Annotated in this window: 11 protein-coding genes; 3 read left to right on the forward strand and 8 right to left on the reverse strand. The window is 40.0% G+C overall.

Annotated elements, in window-relative coordinates; all coding sequences use genetic code 11:
- Window positions 1–59: 59 nt before the first annotated feature.
- The 3 genes from lysS to AACM45_RS12640 form a co-directional block, all read right to left on the reverse strand.
- Window positions 60–1,757 carry a lysine--tRNA ligase gene (gene lysS / locus AACM45_RS12630; RefSeq protein WP_339143101.1) on the reverse strand — a complete coding sequence of 566 codons (1,698 nt, stop codon included), beginning with the start codon at window positions 1,755–1,757 and terminating at the stop codon, window positions 60–62.
- A 64-nt stretch (window positions 1,758–1,821) separates the two neighbouring features.
- Complete coding sequence (locus AACM45_RS12635; RefSeq protein ID WP_339143103.1) at window positions 1,822–2,361, reverse strand: TlpA family protein disulfide reductase; 540 nt, start codon at window positions 2,359–2,361, stop codon at window positions 1,822–1,824.
- Window positions 2,362–2,457: 96 nt separating this feature from the next.
- On the reverse strand, window positions 2,458–3,501 hold the full coding sequence (locus tag AACM45_RS12640; protein WP_339143104.1) for a response regulator transcription factor: 1,044 nt from the start codon (window positions 3,499–3,501) through the stop codon (window positions 2,458–2,460).
- Window positions 3,502–3,601: 100 nt separating this feature from the next.
- On the opposite strand from AACM45_RS12640, the gene AACM45_RS12645 reads away from it, so the two are divergent.
- On the forward strand, window positions 3,602–3,757 hold the full coding sequence (locus AACM45_RS12645) for a YqaE/Pmp3 family membrane protein (RefSeq protein WP_339143106.1): 156 nt from the start codon (window positions 3,602–3,604) through the stop codon (window positions 3,755–3,757).
- 486 nt (window positions 3,758–4,243) lie between these two features.
- Window positions 4,244–4,960 carry a lipoyl(octanoyl) transferase LipB gene (lipB, locus tag AACM45_RS12650; protein WP_339143109.1) on the forward strand — a complete coding sequence of 239 codons (717 nt, stop codon included), beginning with the start codon at window positions 4,244–4,246 and terminating at the stop codon, window positions 4,958–4,960.
- Window positions 4,961–4,980: 20 nt separating this feature from the next.
- Here lipB and AACM45_RS12655 read toward each other — a convergent pair whose 3' ends face one another.
- The 5 genes from AACM45_RS12655 to AACM45_RS12675 all read right to left on the reverse strand — a co-directional run bounded on the left by AACM45_RS12655 (window position 4,981) and on the right by AACM45_RS12675 (window position 13,984).
- Window positions 4,981–5,679: a TapB family protein gene (locus AACM45_RS12655; protein WP_339143110.1), complete on the reverse strand. Its 699-nt coding sequence runs from the start codon at window positions 5,677–5,679 to the stop codon at window positions 4,981–4,983.
- Window positions 5,680–5,778: 99 nt separating this feature from the next.
- On the reverse strand, window positions 5,779–8,235 hold the full coding sequence (locus tag AACM45_RS12660) for a ribonuclease HII (protein ID WP_339143111.1): 2,457 nt from the start codon (window positions 8,233–8,235) through the stop codon (window positions 5,779–5,781).
- Window positions 8,236–8,296: 61 nt separating this feature from the next.
- Complete coding sequence (locus AACM45_RS12665; RefSeq protein ID WP_339143112.1) at window positions 8,297–8,893, reverse strand: ribonuclease HII; 597 nt, start codon at window positions 8,891–8,893, stop codon at window positions 8,297–8,299.
- Between the two features lie 16 nt (window positions 8,894–8,909).
- A complete protein-coding gene (locus tag AACM45_RS12670) occupies window positions 8,910–9,659 on the reverse strand; it encodes a hypothetical protein (RefSeq protein WP_339143113.1) in 750 nt (249 codons plus the stop codon).
- Window positions 9,656–13,984 (reverse strand): thrombospondin type 3 repeat-containing protein, encoded by a 4,329-nt coding sequence (locus AACM45_RS12675; RefSeq protein ID WP_339143114.1) that lies wholly within the window; start codon window positions 13,982–13,984, stop codon window positions 9,656–9,658. The genes AACM45_RS12670 and AACM45_RS12675 overlap by 4 nt, the downstream gene beginning before the upstream one ends.
- A 257-nt stretch (window positions 13,985–14,241) precedes the next feature.
- Between AACM45_RS12675 and AACM45_RS12680 the strand changes: the two genes are divergently transcribed.
- Window positions 14,242–16,245, forward strand: coding sequence for a putative porin (locus tag AACM45_RS12680; protein ID WP_339143115.1), 2,004 nt, complete (start codon window positions 14,242–14,244; stop codon window positions 16,243–16,245).
- Window positions 16,246–16,426: the final 181 nt, after the last annotated feature.

Here is a 16,426-nt window from a genome sequence, read left to right on the forward strand (position 1 = left end):
TGGATTTGTTTCCCTAAAAGAAATGGGAATCATGATTTTTTTTACATACGTAAAAAATACTAATCGAGTTCTACAAAAAGCCCTTCATCGGTTTTGAGCACTTTGGCTAAATTGTTTTTGGTCAATTCTTTTATCGATTTATCCCATTTTTTATTGGATAAACCTGATTGTTCTTTTAAATCGGATAATGACATTTTTTCTACCTTTTTCAAAATTTCAAAAACAGCTTTTGCGTCTTCGGTAGATAAAACCTCTGCGGCAACTCGCCGCTCGGGACGCATTTGCGGAAAGAACAATACTTCTTGAATTGAGGAATTGTTGGTCAATAACATCACCAATCGGTCGATGCCAATTCCGATACCGGCAGTAGGGGGCATACCATACTCCAAGGCACGTAAAAAGTCTTGATCGATGAACATTGCCTCATCATCTCCCTTTTCAGAAAGTTTTAATTGCTCCTCAAAACGTTCTCTTTGGTCAATGGGATCGTTGAGCTCCGAATAGCAGTTCGCCAATTCCTTACCGTTGACCATCAGCTCAAAACGTTCCGTTAGTCCGGGTTTGCTTCGATGTGCTTTGGTCAGCGGACTCATTTCTTTAGGGTAATCCGTAATGAACGTGGGCTGAATGTAGTGGTGTTCGCATTTTTCACCAAAGATCTCATCGATCAATTTTCCGACACCCATGGTTTCATCCACTTCGATATTCAAGCCTTTGGCGACATTGCGTAACTCCCCTTCGTCCATTCCGGTGACGTCAATACCAGTATGCGCTTCAATAGCCTCTAAAATAGGAACCCTGGCGTAAGGTGCCTTAAACTCTATTTCATTATCCCCTACGACAAGTTTTGTACTACCGTTGGCGTCGAGCGCAACTTTTTCCAACAATTGTTCCGTAGTATCCATCATCCAGTTGTAGTCTTTATAGGCCACATAGAGTTCCATTACCGTAAACTCAGGGTTATGGGTGCGATCCATACCCTCATTTCTGAAGTCTTTAGAAAACTCGTACACACCGTCAAAACCACCAACAATCAGTCTTTTTAGGTACAGCTCATTTGCAATTCGCAAGTATAATGGAATGTTTAGGGCGTTGTGATGGGTCAAAAATGGGCGTGCGGCCGCACCGCCGGGTATCGGCTGTAAAATTGGGGTTTCCACTTCTAAATAGCCTCTTTCATTGTAAAACTCACGAATACTATTCGTGATTTTCGTTCGCTTGATAAAGGTGTCCTTTACTTTTGGGTTTACGACCAAATCAACATAGCGCTGTCGATAGCGAAGTTCAGGATCATTGAATTCATCATAAGTATTGCCTTCGGCATCGACCTTTGGCAAGGGTAGTGGGCGCAATGCCTTGCTCAAAAGCGAAAACCCCTTGACCATAACCGTTTTTTCACCTACTTGTGTCGTAAAAAGGGTTCCCTCAACCCCAATGATATCGCCAATATCCAATAGTTTTTTATAAACCTCATTGTATAGTGCCTTATCTTCACCTGGGCAGATTTCATCCCTATTGAAGTATACTTGAATTCGCCCCTCACTATCTTGAAGCTCGGCAAAAGAGGCTTTACCTTGTATTCTTCTTGACATTAATCGGCCTGAAATCACTACTTTCTTACCTTCTTCAAAATCGTGTTTAATACTTTTTGAAGTGGCATCAACTGGGTATAAAGCTGCGGGATAGGGATCAATGCCCATTTCGCGAAGCTTTGTCAATTTTGATCTACGTACGATTTCTTGTTCCGATAGTTGCATGTTCAAAAAAAATTAAAGCGCAAAATTACACTTTTGCGCTTTAATACCCCTAATAGTGCTCGTATCAGTTTGAAGAATAATGGGGAATATAGTCTTGACCGGTAAAAATAGAAAGAAGGTCTTCCTCAAGGCTGTCAACCGGACTTTCTACAATGCGATTGATTTCCTTACCATCTTTAAGAACAATAAGTGTCGGTATTTTGATGATGTTCCAACCTTTTTCTTCACCTCCGGGACTTTTTTTGTACCTATCGCCCCGTTTATCTAAAGTAATCAGTTCTAGTTGTTCCATCGGGAATTTTGCCTTTTCCAGAAGCTTGATCATTCGGGGCACCTCCCTTTTACTGTCGCCACACCAAGTGCCTAAAAATAATTTGAGTTGATGACCTTGCATTTTTGTTTGAAGTATACTCGAGATATTGCTATCTACCTCGTAACTGCTGTAATTGGTGCGAAACCATGATTCATAAGGTTCTTTTTGAAGATTTTCCAATGTTACGGGGCCCACTAAAAATTTTTGCCCCTTTTCGGTGGTAATTTCTTGATGCTGTGCTGTGGCCAAGTGGCAAATGACACTAAAAAATAAAGTGATAACGGTTTTCATGATCTTTAAGTTTTAAATTCAAAAATCATTGAAAACCCCATGCTTGCAGAAATTTAGGGGGTTGAAATTTGTTCTAGACCTGGGTGGATTTTGGTTTTAACGCATGGCTTTGATATCACCCCGGGATGATACCCCTAGTTTTTTGTACAAATTATTAATATGCGTTTTGACCGTACTGACACTTATATAGAGTTCTGATGCGATTTCCTTGTTTGATTTTCCTTCAGCGATTTTATGCATGATGGTGGTTTCTTGTGCTGTAAGATCTTGAATAGGATGGTTATTTTGAAGGTGTCTTTTTCTTCTGAAGAGAAACAACCCGACTAGAATAATAAGCAGCATTGAAATAGACAGTACCAATTTGAAATCAAATATATATGTAGTGTTTTTTACGGCTGCAAATGAGCTTTTATCCCCTTTAAGTTCTTTTTGATATTGTAAGGTAAGGGGGGTGTTGGGGTATTCTTTTATTAGTCTTTTGCCAAGATTGTCGTAATAAGGGTTGCTGGTCAAGTCGGTCAAATAATAATCATGCGTTTCATTGGCCCGATTTGATAATAGATTGTAAACATAAAGTTCGACCAGAGGTTCTTCGCAGTTGCGACCAAAATCTTGAAGTGTTTTAAACCACTTTTTGTAGTTGAGCGATTCACCGGCTTTGCTAGTGTAGTCCATAAAATCAAGAATCATCTCTTCTTTCAGGCTTTCAACTGCCAATAGGTATCCTGATTTACTATTTGTGGAATTGATTTCACATAATGCTTGGTTATTACGTAATAAAGGAAGGTTTATGGAATCGTTGTTGTTTGCGACGAATAAGACGCTCTGAATGGAATTGCATTGTTTTAAAAAATGATTGGTCCCATTTAGGTTTTCGTTGCAGTTGTCAATATGTATTCTGTATATGTTATTCTCGGTGGCGAGATGGTTTCCTTCAAATACAAAGTTTCCTAAAGTATCTACTGCGGCTTTTTGAATAATTTGGTCTGCATAAATACGCTCAGATTTCCGGTAGTTGTCGACGATAGAAAGATAAACTACCTTATGATGGGGATGAACTGGTACCTGACCCCTAAAATGATATTGGGCATGACCTACAAAACAACTTCCAAAAAAAAGGAATACCATGAATTGCTTCATGCATTAAAAATACGGGATTATCTGTAACAAAAAACAAGTATAGACTACATATAAAATACATCAATGTGCTGAAAAGCATTATCAATCAAAAAATCAAAAAATGAGTTTCTGGAGAGTTTTATTGGCCATTATTTTTCCACCCCTTTCGGTAATTGGAAAAGGTTGTGGTTCCTTCTTAATCGTACTGCTTTTAACCTTTTGTGGCTGGGTGCCTGGCGTGATTGCGGCACTTGTCATCTTGAACAATACAAATTGACCTGTAAAAGAAAAGACTAAAGTAGTGGCCATGGTCGGTACCATGTATAGCTTGTAAACAAAATGGCTATGAGGTTATACCATGGTATCTAAAGATTTTTTGGAAGAAAAGAAAGACAATATTACCCAATTTTCATCTGAACAATGGACGAACCTTAAGAATTACTTCAGAGCCCAGTATCAAAGTAAAACATACTTTTTTTGGTAACCTTGTTTCAAAGGGATGATACCATCACCAATCAAAAGTTTTTCAAAGAGGCTTAGATAGTTTGACAAATGATGCAATATTTCTTTCGAGTGCTGCATTCGGTTTTAAGTATCCTTTTCCAAAGCGATTGAAAAGCATCAATGTTGAAGGGCGCTACTTTTTCTATAGATGGCAAATGGATGATTTATCAGGCAATTTTTTTGGTATAATGAAGAATCCTGAGGCAATCATACTTGAGGTTGAACTTGAAGACTGGTTCTTGCATTGTATCTTTGAAAGATGAACAAAGAAATTTGGGTTCAAGATTTAGGACTAAACGATTACAAGCAAACTTGGGATTATCAAGAGCAACTTTTCAAAAAGATCGTTGACCTCAAAATTAAGAATAGGAGGGAGGCGAGCAATTTAGAGACTCCCAATTACTTTTTGTTTGTAGAGCACCCACATGTCTATACTTTGGGTAAAAGTGGGGACATTAATAACCTTTTGGTCAATAAGGCCGAACTTGACGAAAAAGGAGCTACGTTCTATAAGATAAACCGTGGTGGCGATATCACCTATCATGGTCCCGGTCAAATCGTAGGGTACCCTATTTTAGATTTGGATAATTTTTTTACCGACATTCATAAATACCTGCGATTTTTAGAAGAAGCGGTCATTTTGACCTTGGCCGAGTATGGATTAAAAGCTGAACGGTCTGATGGGGAAACCGGGGTTTGGTTAGATGTGGGTACGCCGTTCGCTCGCAAAATATGTGCTATGGGCGTTCGGGCCAGTAGATGGGTCACTATGCATGGGTTTGCGCTGAATGTGAATACGGATTTAGGCTATTTTGATATGATGATACCTTGTGGTATTAAAGATAAGGCCGTGACCTCGTTGAATGTCGAATTGGGCAGCCCAAAAGTTGATTTACAGGCCGTGAAACAAAAATTGTTATACCATTTCGAAAACCTCTTCGAAGCCAAATTGGTGCACCAAAGTGCCCATATATAGGATTAGTCTTTTCTGATAAACTACTTTGCAAATTGGGAAAGCTCCATACGACTTAAGAGTTTTCCGTTTTTATTATAGGTTTCTTGTTTGACCATGCCTACGCCTTCTGACAGCCATAGTTTATCGCTCATTTCTTGATTGGCCATCATCATCTTTGATTTGGTCCTCGCAGTAATGACAAAACAATCAAAAGTTCCGGCAGCAGTGGTTACCGATTCCTTTCCGATTACTTTTCTATCTATCGTATTGACATCGATGTTCATGTTCATTCCACTCATTTTCATTTTGACATTGACATTGGCATCTTTCAGGTCTTGCCCTACCGATAGTTGATTCGGTAGCTCGACATCAGTGCCCGTAATATCCATTTCTAGACCCATATCGGTATACTGTTGTTGCATCTGACTCGGAAACAAGCTCTTGTAATCGATTTTGATGCCCTCACCAGTACAGGTGATATTGTAATTTGATTCGAAAGCATTCTTGCCTTTTGCATCCCTAAAGTTCAATTGCAGGGTGGCGTAGGTATTTTCACCAGAAGAATTGACTTCTGAGACCTTATAATCAGTTGTGCCTTCCAATTTGTTTTTCTTGTTGTACAGGGCATACGAATAGGAAGCCCCTTCTTCCATCGGGTAAAAAGTGCTACAATTCGATTGGCTAAATACCATAAAGCTTGTAAAGACGCAAGCAAGTGAAAGAAAAATCAATTTTTTCATTTTAATACCGTTTCTGTTTATGCAAAGAAAAGGTACGAGAAAGGAGCCAATTAAAATGAAGAATTGTACAAGTGGCAGTAATGATCGTATAAAATTCAGTTAATTCATCTTGTATACGATTATTGAATTCTCTTGGTCTTTGGCGACCAAGTCCAATCTTTTGTCCCCGTCCATGTCAGTAAGGTCAATTAAAGAACTACCATAAACGGGAAAATTTGGGATTGCCTTGGCTTGACTATCGAAAAGGTAGATTTGTTGACTTTGAATATCGGTCACACTAACATAGATTTTATCGTAGATATAAAAGATTTTCGGTGCAGTGTATACCCCTAACTCCAATTCAATCTTTTTCCCCTTTATGCTTAAAATATTTTCATTCATCAAAACCAAGGTCTTGCTCGTGGCAAACATACCGTGTACTTGGTTCAAATTGAAATTGGTGGTAGTAAGTTTACCCTTCGTATCAATTTGATGCAACACCCCTTTTTTGTCGGTGATTGAAAACTTGTTCTTATATAGAAATACGTTGTTGTCTGAAAAATCAATTTTGGCATTCACTTTTATGCGTTCTTGCCCGGCCCTATGTCTTATCGTCATGGCGTTGTCTTCCAGTAAAAAAACGAGATAATCCTTTTTTGAAATACGAAAATGTTCCGGAGCTTTGATAATAGGGCTTGATGCTTCCGTATACGTAAAACCTTCCACAATTTTTCCTTTACCGTCGAACATGAACACTTTTCGACCCTGGGTCACCACAAAACGGTAATTTCTGGTGTTTTCATAATCAAATACCGCCAGACCATTAAGATTGCCTGATTCAAATTTTTTATCAAACGGGGCTACTTCATCACCATTACGGTCAAGAACGAGAAATTGGTTGCTAGTGCAAAAAGCCAATTGCAGTTTGCCATTTTTATAGAGGTCCACTTGATGTACTTTACCTCGTATTGGTCCTTCCAATTGCTTTTTCCAACGTATCTTACCTTCACTGGAGATAAGGTAAAGGTAGTTGTCTTTGTCTTGTACCAGAATTTCTTTTTGGTTGGTTCTGTGGTTTTTGACAAACCGTGGGTTCAAAGCTAAATCGCTGTCGAGCTCTACTGTGAAGAGGGGGGCTACACTATTGACTGCGATTTCTTTCTTGATATTTGAAATTAAAATACTGGTATGATAAAAGTTTTGATCTGCTACCAATTGTGAGGCGAACGTGTAGTTGCTGAAATCTATCTTTTTAAAGTCGGTGGATAGCTGTTTTAAAAAGTCTTGTTCCATAAAGTATTGTATACCTTTTTCGTTGGCTATCATCTCAATAGACGCCTCGTTGGCCAATGAAGCTTTTGCCGTTTGGTAAAGCGCTGTCCTGTCGAAAGTGGCGGCACTCTTGATATTCGCAATAATCGTTTGAAGGGTTTCCCTATCTTCAGCAAACACAAAGGCGTTGGCGATGATCGTGCAATAAGTTGATTTAAAATCGGTGAGCAATGGTTTAAAAGCCTTTTCAACCAAATCGGTAGTGTTCAATTGAAGAATTTCGCTTCCTTGATAATTAAATACCTCAGTTTTTAGGGCCGTAATATTTTCCGATAGGCTTTCCGCCCCGAATGAATTCAAGACTACTGCTTTTTTATTGTTAAGATAGATGATGCCCAGTTCTTCAATGGTACTGAAAATAGTGTCCGGTTCTTTGACCTTATCCAGATAGTATTTTTGATTTTTCGCGAATTGATTATAGTCATTAAATGAAAAACTGATAAGGGCTTCCGTGGCTTTTGGGCTCAAGGCCGCAATACTATTGCTAACTGGGGTGGTACCCTTGAAAAGATTGATGGCGTTGCGCAAAGTATCGTTCGCTATGGAAACCCCATTTAACAAAATACTGTTCTGATTGGAAGAGAAGTCAACGGAAACCCAATCAGCTATTTTTTCTGTATCAATGGTGGAAATCGCTTTTAGATTGTTTTCAAGTAAGGCTGCACCATGGTCTAAATCAATAAAGAGTGTTGCTGATTTAGTCTTATCCGATGTATTAAAAAGCTTTGATAAAGCCGGTGAAGGCTTGTTTTGAAATCCACCCCTGATAGAATTTTCAAGTAAAATCTGTGAAGAACTAAATAATAGCTTGCCAGATAGGTCTATACCAAATAGTATGTCATCTCCCAGTTCATATTTTGTTATTGAGGTACCTTCGTACGATAAATGCTCAACATTTACTTGTTGGCCATCGCCAAGGGCAAACGAATCGCGGTTATCGTCGATAAGTAGTAGAAAATCGAAATTGTCTTTACCGAGTTCGTAGAAAGCTATTGTACAATTGGCATCAGTGGTAAGATGACGCAGCCCTTGCAACTTGGTATGTATAGCTTGGTACAAATTGGTTTTTTGGCTTAACTCAAGAAAGGCATTGTTTTTTAATTCACTTTTGAAGTTCGATAAATTGGAAATTTTAAGAATGGCAGCTGCTTTAGTGGGCAGATAGGTTAGGGTTGCATCAGTTTGAACTTGTTGTTCTTTGCAACAGCCAAAGAGTATAAAAAGAAAGAGTATTCTTAGTTTCATGGCCAAATTAGAAAGTGTTATGTGGTACTCAAGTACTACAAAAACAAAGTTACAGTCTTTATTAAAATTCAAGACGCATTTGTTCGGGTAATTGTTTGAAGCTTTTTCTATGGTATTTGGTCAGCCCATACTTTCTAATGGCGTGGCGGTGTTCTTTTGTAGGATAGCCTTTATTTTTAGCCCAATTGTACATAGGGAATTCTTGGTGTAATTGTATCATATGGGTATCTCGATAGGTTTTGGCAAGAACGGAAGCGGCCGCGATACTGCTATATTTTGAATCACCCTTAATGATACATTTGTGTGGAATCTGTTTAAAGGGCTTAAATCGATTGCCATCTACCAGAATGAGCGAAGGAGACTTTTCCATTTGTTCTAAAGCTCCGTGCATCGCTAATATGGAAGCATTCAAAATATTGATTTCATCAATTTTTTCCTCATAAATATGGCACACTCCATAGTCAAGCGCCTCTTTTCGCAACAAGGGGGCCAAATCGTATCTATCGCGTTCTGAAAGTTGTTTGGAATCGTTCAGTATACCATTTTCGAACTTTTCAGGAAGCATAATGCAAGCAGCAGTGACCGGGCCTGCCAAGCAGCCCCGGCCAGCTTCATCTGTACCTGCTTCATCTGGGTATTTATACTGTGCGAAAAGCATACCCAAGTAATTGGTATTAGCCTACCTTAAATTGGAATATCTCAGAAGTAGAGGTATTTCCTGTACTGTCGGTAGTGACCACTGTCCAGAAATAAGTGGTTCCTGAGGTAACGGGAACAGCTTCTAAACTGGTGGTTTCGCCACTGCCTATCGAAGTAACCGGGTCGGCCTCGGTTCCAAAAAACACTTCAAAACTTACGATATCATCGTCAATATCGCTTGCTGTCCATTCTAAAGTTACCATCGTTGTGGTTGCAATAGTAGCACCACGTGAGGGGGCAACTGCTTCTGCAGGAAAAGGGGCATAGTTTTCGACTCCAGGCCCTTCATTGAAGAATCTAAATACTTGACTGTCGGCACTTTCAGAAGTTCCATTTGCCCTAGAGGTTACAAACCAAGAGTATGGTGTCCCCCTATCAATTAAAATATCAACTTCATTGGTGTTTGAATTGACAAACGTGGATGAGTTGGTGTTCAAATTGGTTAAGGTTACTGTATAGCGATCCGTGTTTTCAGAAATATTCCATTCAAAGGTAACGGTACTTTTGGTTTCATCATTTGGGTCGACAACGCCGGTATTACATTCGGTTACGTCTTCAGGAAAAACAAGGGTGGCTGCACTTGGTGCCAGAACCACTACCGGATCATCGTCACCGCCCCCTGTCGGTGGTGGTGGATTGTCGTCATCACTAGAGCTGCTACTGCAACCCGTTGAAATTAAAGCACAGCTTAAAATGCTAAGGTATAAGAAGTTATTTAGTTTCATTTTCTTAAAATTTTATAGTTCATCAAAGCGTTGTCTGTTTTGATATTTAAAAGATATACACCTTGGGGTAGATTGGTAATGTCCATACGTACATAACCATTGTCTGGTTTGTAGGCTTTATAAAATACTTGTCTACCTTGTGCCGTGAATAATGCTGTTTCAACCTGCTGGAATTCACTAGATCCCAAAAAGATATTCAATTCACCAGATGAAACGGGATTTGGATAGATAAATATCTTCGAGCTAAGCACAATAGTCTCCTCATAAGTGCCTTGACATTCCTTATCCGTACGGACCGAAAGCGTGTTTTCAACTTTACTTAAGGGCAAGGTGATTTCGTTTTCGGTTGTAATAAAGGCTTCTCCATTCAATTCAATCAAGTATTCCTTACCACCACGTAAATTCAGGGTAACTTCATTATTCAGGGAACTCACCTTTGAATCTACATCCAAAGGTTCGGGTTCTGTGATGGTTATGTCAAAACAACGTTGATAACCCACTTGACCTTCAACTGTAATACACAAGGTATATTGCCCGGCCACAAGATCTGTGAACGTTGTGGTATCCGTAAATGCGGCTGCTGTATCCATGGCATTTACATCCGTTAATGTGGCAGTATAGTTTAAAGTTTCCACCGCCGAAATTTCAACACTGCCGTTATCCGTAGAAATACAGGACTCCCCAATGGTTCTTAAACTAAAATTATTTGCTGGCAATGAGAAAATAGCACATCCATCAACATCTATTACCGAACCTGTAGGAGTGTCATCGCAAAGGTCAACGTCGTTTGGTACACCGTCATTATCCAAATCATCATCACAAACATCGCCGATACCATCACCGTCACCATCAGCTTGGTCTGGATTTGCAGTGAAGGGACAATTATCTTCGGCGTCTAAAATACCATCGTTATCGTCATCATTGTCACACACATCCCCTTCAAGATCACCATCATTATCTTCTTGATTTGCGTTTGCTACCAAGGGGCAGTTGTCATTGACGTCTAAAACACCATCGTTATCATCGTCTTCATCGTCTTCAAAACCTTCCATAATAAAATCATCAACTATGACACCTTCTTGCACTACACTTTGATCGGAAACGAATATGATTCCAAATTGAATATTTGTTTCGTTTGTCAAGTCCGTTTCGCCGAGACCTGCATTTATTGCGAAATCATAAGTGTACTTAGTCAGGGTTGCATTAGTGCCGTTCCATTGTGCTCCAGGGCAGTTTTGACAATCATTATCGGCACCCGAAGAGGCATTAGTCCTGTCACTATTGTACCAATTGGGTTGGCTGTCAACACTACCTAGAACATTTGAAGTTGCAAAATTGTCAGTGGAGTAAATTACATAGACGATGTCGAAATTCTCTTCTAAATCAAAGGCCATTTGAAAACTTAATTTCGGGGCGATAATACTAGATAAATCGTAACAACCGCTGAACAATACGGCCGTGGTATTATTGGTATGGTCACCAGCTAAATTGGTACCGTATACCTGTGTTCCAGAAGCTACTGAGTTCAATACTGTACCTGTTGGTACTCCACGTTCCCACAAACTTGCACCCTCTAATGGTATGGTTCCAGCCACATTGTTCGCAAATAATGAGGTAGACTCAGTCTCCATATCAAAGAGTTGATCACCCATTGCTGGTATGTTGGCTGCAAAAAGACTAGCCTCTTGGGTATTATTTTCGGGGAAGGCATCATCAGGAATTGAAGCGGTAACGCTTACTACGGAAAGTTCACCTGGTGTAGGATTTAACGCTGGCAAATCAAAAGTAGCAGTAGCTCCGCTAAGTACCGGAGTATTGAATATGAAATTCTCCTCTGTCCCTCCGTTAATGCTGTAGATGATATCAATCTGTGTGATGTCATTCAAACCCCTATTCTCTACGGTTACCGTTGTAATGACTGCGTCACATGTGACGGAGCCCGCGTTTGTAATCACTTCAACGACCTTAATATCATTGTCAGGCGTTGCTACTGGAGGTAATGGTGATTGCCATGCCCCACGTCCATATGTACTCGCCACAATAACACCATCATCAGGGCTGATTTCCAAATCCGAAACTGATGTGTTAGGTAACCCAGTGGAATACTGCTCCCATTCGGTAAGGGTATCATCCAAACGGTATATTCCCAGATTTGTTCCAACATATATGGGATTGTTACTATCCCGATCTTGATGGGCAATACAAAAATAGGCTTGGTCTTGGGGCAGGTCGAATGTAATATTTTCGCGACTTACCAAACTATTGCCATCGACCGTCACTCTGTAAACTCCCCTATTTGTTGGTTGGCCAGCCTGGGATATACCCACTCGGTTTGAAGTGGTCAAATACACAATATTACTATCGTTTTGGTTAATGGCAATATCTGAAATTTGGGTATCGAAAGTCTCATCAACAGGATTGATTAATACAAAATCTTCCCCGCCATTTTCACTGCGGTACAGATTACCCTGATCGGCGGCATACATGATCATGGGGTTGTTGGGATCGATTTCAAGATCATCGATATTATTGCCTTGTGTAAATAAGTCTGATACCTGTTCCCACTCCGTGCCTACCAATTTAAAAACAGCGGTATAGGCTGAATAAACGGTTCCTTCGCTATCAATTGCCAAAGGAGTAATCCAATTGCCCGACAAGGGTCCTGAACCAGTATCCGGAGAAGAAACAGTAGTAACCGTTAGCCCGAGATTATTGGTAATAAAAAGCGGATTGCCAAATTGCACAAACCCATAGGCTATATTGCTATTGGTGGGATCGATCTCATAATCCATGCCATCGCCACCAGTATATACATTCCATTCGTTATTATTGAAAACAAATCCTGAATTGTCTTGGGTGCCCCCAACGATCTTACTGGCATTGTTTTTAGCGAGACCAATACGGTAAAACTGGGTTATGGCAAGGCCATCGGTATGATCCGTAAAGTTCGTTCCGCCATCCAATGATGAAAAGATACCACCATCACTCCCGCAAAATAAACGACCATTGAAAAATTTGAGGGTATGTATATCTGCGTGCGTATATGAAGGGGTTTGTGAAAACCAGAAATTAAGTCTTGTGAAATCATCACCACCATCAGTTGATTTCCAGATATCAAGGACGCCGACATAAACTTCATCGGGATTTGTTGGTGATACCGCTATAGCGAAATCAAACCAGGCTTGGCTACTTCCAAAAATATCGTCAGTTTCCGCAGTTTGTGCAAAAGTGTCTCCGCTATCCGTGGATTTGAACAATCCTAAAAATGAAGAACCTCGACTAATAACATCAGCAACGCAAATATAAACGGTTTCGGGTGCCGCAGGAGTTACCCCTATGACCATTCTTCCTCCATTATCAGGAATAACACCGTCATTGATGGTTTCGAACGTTGCGCCTCCGTCTATTGTGCGATACACTGTATTACTATCTACGGCATAGATGGTATTGGAATCCCCCGGTTTTAATTGAAAATCGGTAATCCTCTCTGCAAGCATCACCGTCCAGGTGAGTCCGCCATCCAAAGATCTTTGTAGGCCATCAGTACCTGCTACCCAGACCACATTAGAATCTGTGGGGTCGTAGGTAATCTCGTTCAAAGTATCAAATTCATCTTGGTTACTTGGGTTAATGCTGGTTTCTGCCCAAGTAGCCCCACCGTCAATCGAACGAAACACTCCAGCGCTAAACGAATCAGAAGCATCATCATCACCAGTCGCGATCAAGATGGTATTGCTGTCATCAGGGTTTATGGCAATACCCGACACCCCAATTTGAGGGAATTCATCAAAAAGATTCGTCCAGGTAGCCCCAGCATCGGCAGACCGCCAAAGTCCCCCGGCGGGTGCACCCACATACCAAACATCTACGTTGTTTGGGTCAACGGCGACAGCATTGATTCTTCCAATTCCAGGCAAGGCAGTGTTTAGTTCCCCGTTGATAACAGGCCCTAGGGTCGTCCAGTCGCTATTAGGATTGACAGGTCCCGCACTTTGTTGCACGTTCTCCCAACTTTGCCAGAGTTCAGCTCCCGTGGGCAAGGTGCCATCCGGTTTCACGAAATGTGACCAATAGTTTTCCCAACGTAAAAAAGGTTTGTATCCACTTCCTTTTTTATTGCGTTCTTCCTCTTTGCCCTCCCAATACTGGTAAAAAGCGGTTCTAATTTCATTGAATGTGTACACTTCTTTAGCATTTTCTACTCTTGAAGTGCTTGTCGTTGCTTTGGTTTTGCGCAGCTCTTTCATCCAAGGTGCAGCCTCGTTAAATTGTGCAAAGGAAAAAGTTGCCGTCAAAAAACAAAGCAATAGTAATCTTCTTTTCATTTGAATCTTTTTTGCTATCAGGGCGTTAAAATATGCATTTTTTTTACATTTTTTTAAGAGAATTTTTGTTTTAACGTTGAATGCTCGATGTATCGGTTGAATTCAATTTTCAGTAGAAACAAAAAAATCATGGTATATCCAATATGCCAAGGTTTAAGAATTGGGTGCAAATGAAAAATATTCAATACTGAGGTAAAAAACTTTCACATTTTGTTACGAACAAAAATAAATACCTTTGCTTGGTTAAGTACCTATTAATGCGATACATCTTTATTGTCTTTTTGCTATTGACCTTTTGTACGGTCCGCGCCCAAAACGATTCCATACCATCTAGAACAAACGCTTCACTTCAAAAAAAAATTGATTCCGTTGGTGGTCTCCCTAGCGGTAAAAAAAAGAACGGTAAAGAAGAAAGAACCGTAACTATTGCCGATTACAGAATTATTAACTCAGCTAGGGACACTACCTTCGTCGATACCACGTTGACCATCAAAAAAGAATACCGCTACAATTTTTTACGACGTGATGATTTTGAATTAATGCCCTTTTCCAATATCGGTCAGCCTTATAATTCATTGGGGGTCAATTTTGAAAATACGTCGCTTTATCCCAGACTTGGCGCCGTGGGTAGGCATTTTGGGTATTTCGAGGAGGAAGATGTTTTTTATTATAATGTGCCGACCCCTATGACGGAGTTGTTTTTTAAAACCACACTGGAACAAGGGCAGTTGTTAGATGCCTTACTCACTTTTAATATGACACCAAGATTGAATATCGCACTGGCCTATAAAGGATTCCGATCTTTGGGGAAATACCAGTTCGATCAAGCGGAATCAGGTAGTTTTCGCACCAGTTTTAATTATCGTACCCGTAATAATAGGTATTGGGTGCGGGGGCACTATGTCTCTCAAGATATTGAAACCGAAGAGAATGGTGGGCTTTTAGAAAGGGAGTTGCAATTTGAATCAGGGGTTGATGAGTTTTTAGATCGCTCAAGAATAGACGTAATCTATACCAATGCCGATAATCGTATTCTGGGCAAAAGGTACTTTCTTGACCATCAGTATAATGTGGTGCGGCCCCGTAAAGATTCTTTGCAAACAAGATCTACCTTATTGGCAATAGGCCATAAATTTAGCTATGAGTCCAAATTCTACCAGTTTAACCAGAGCAGTGCCAACGATACTTTTGGTGAGGCTTTTGTAACCCCTATATTAGATAGGGCAACACTTAAGACTACGTACCATCAGGTCTCTGCAAATTTTTCGAACAAACTATTAGGGAGCTTATCAGGTAATTTAAATTTTTACAATTACCAATACTTTTTTAATAGCCAAGTAATCACCGCAGACCAAACCATTCAAAACAGATTGGCTGGTAATGAGATTGCCTTAGGTGCCGATTATAAAAATACTTTTGGCAAACTGGTTTTAGATGGTAGTCTGCGCTACAATTTATCAGGTGATTTGACCGGTACCCTGTTTGATGGATCGGCAACATACCGCATCAATGAGAACAATAGTGCATGGGCGGCAATACATGGTTCGTCACGGGCGCCAAACTTTAACTTTTTGCTTTATCAGAGTGAATATGAAAATTTTAATTGGCAAAATACGGGCTTGTTTGAAAAACAGCAGGTTCAAACCGTCACTTTTGGATTAGATTCAAAGTTTTTTGGCAATTTGGAAGCAAAGTATTCGGCAATTGACAACTATACCTATTTTGGTATTGATGGTTCCATAACCGAAGAGGCTATTGAAACGGGCCTTGAAAATGCCTTTGTAAGACCTTTTCAAGATAACACGACCATTAACCATTTAAAAGTTAAATGCAATAAGGAATTTCGGTACAAGAAGTGGGCGTTGAACAACACGATAATGTATCAGAATGTAACCCAAGAAGATCAAGTGCTGAACGTGCCCGATTTCGTAACACGCAATACCTTGTATTTTTCTAGTGATGTATTTAAAAAAGCGATGTATTTACAAACTGGGGTGACCTTTAAATACTTTACAAGCTATAATATGAACGGGTACCATCCGCTATTGGGGGAGTTCTATACCCAAAACAATGAAGCGTTTGGTGCGTTCCCTTTGATTGATTTTTTTATCAATGCAAAAGTACGGCAGACAAGAATCTATTTGAAGGCCGAACATCTGAATACCATTTGGACCCAAGAATACAATTATTACGCCGCTCCAGATTATCCCTATCGTGACTTTGTGATTCGATTTGGTTTGGTTTGGAATCTTTTTTCATAATTTTTTCATTTTTTTATCGTGTTAGTCACTGATAATCAAGGGGCTATTTTTTTATAAAAAAAATAACAGAAAAATTAGTGTTTTAGTCTTGTGCGAATGTAAAAAAGAGTTTTATATTTGCACCCGCTTTGGGAGATAAGCGAAGGATAAAAGAGGGGAACGAGGGCCCGTAGGGGGTTCT

Origin of the sequence: Croceitalea sp. MTPC5 (genome assembly GCF_036985505.1) — a bacterium.
Lineage (GTDB): Bacteria > Bacteroidota > Bacteroidia > Flavobacteriales > Flavobacteriaceae > Croceitalea.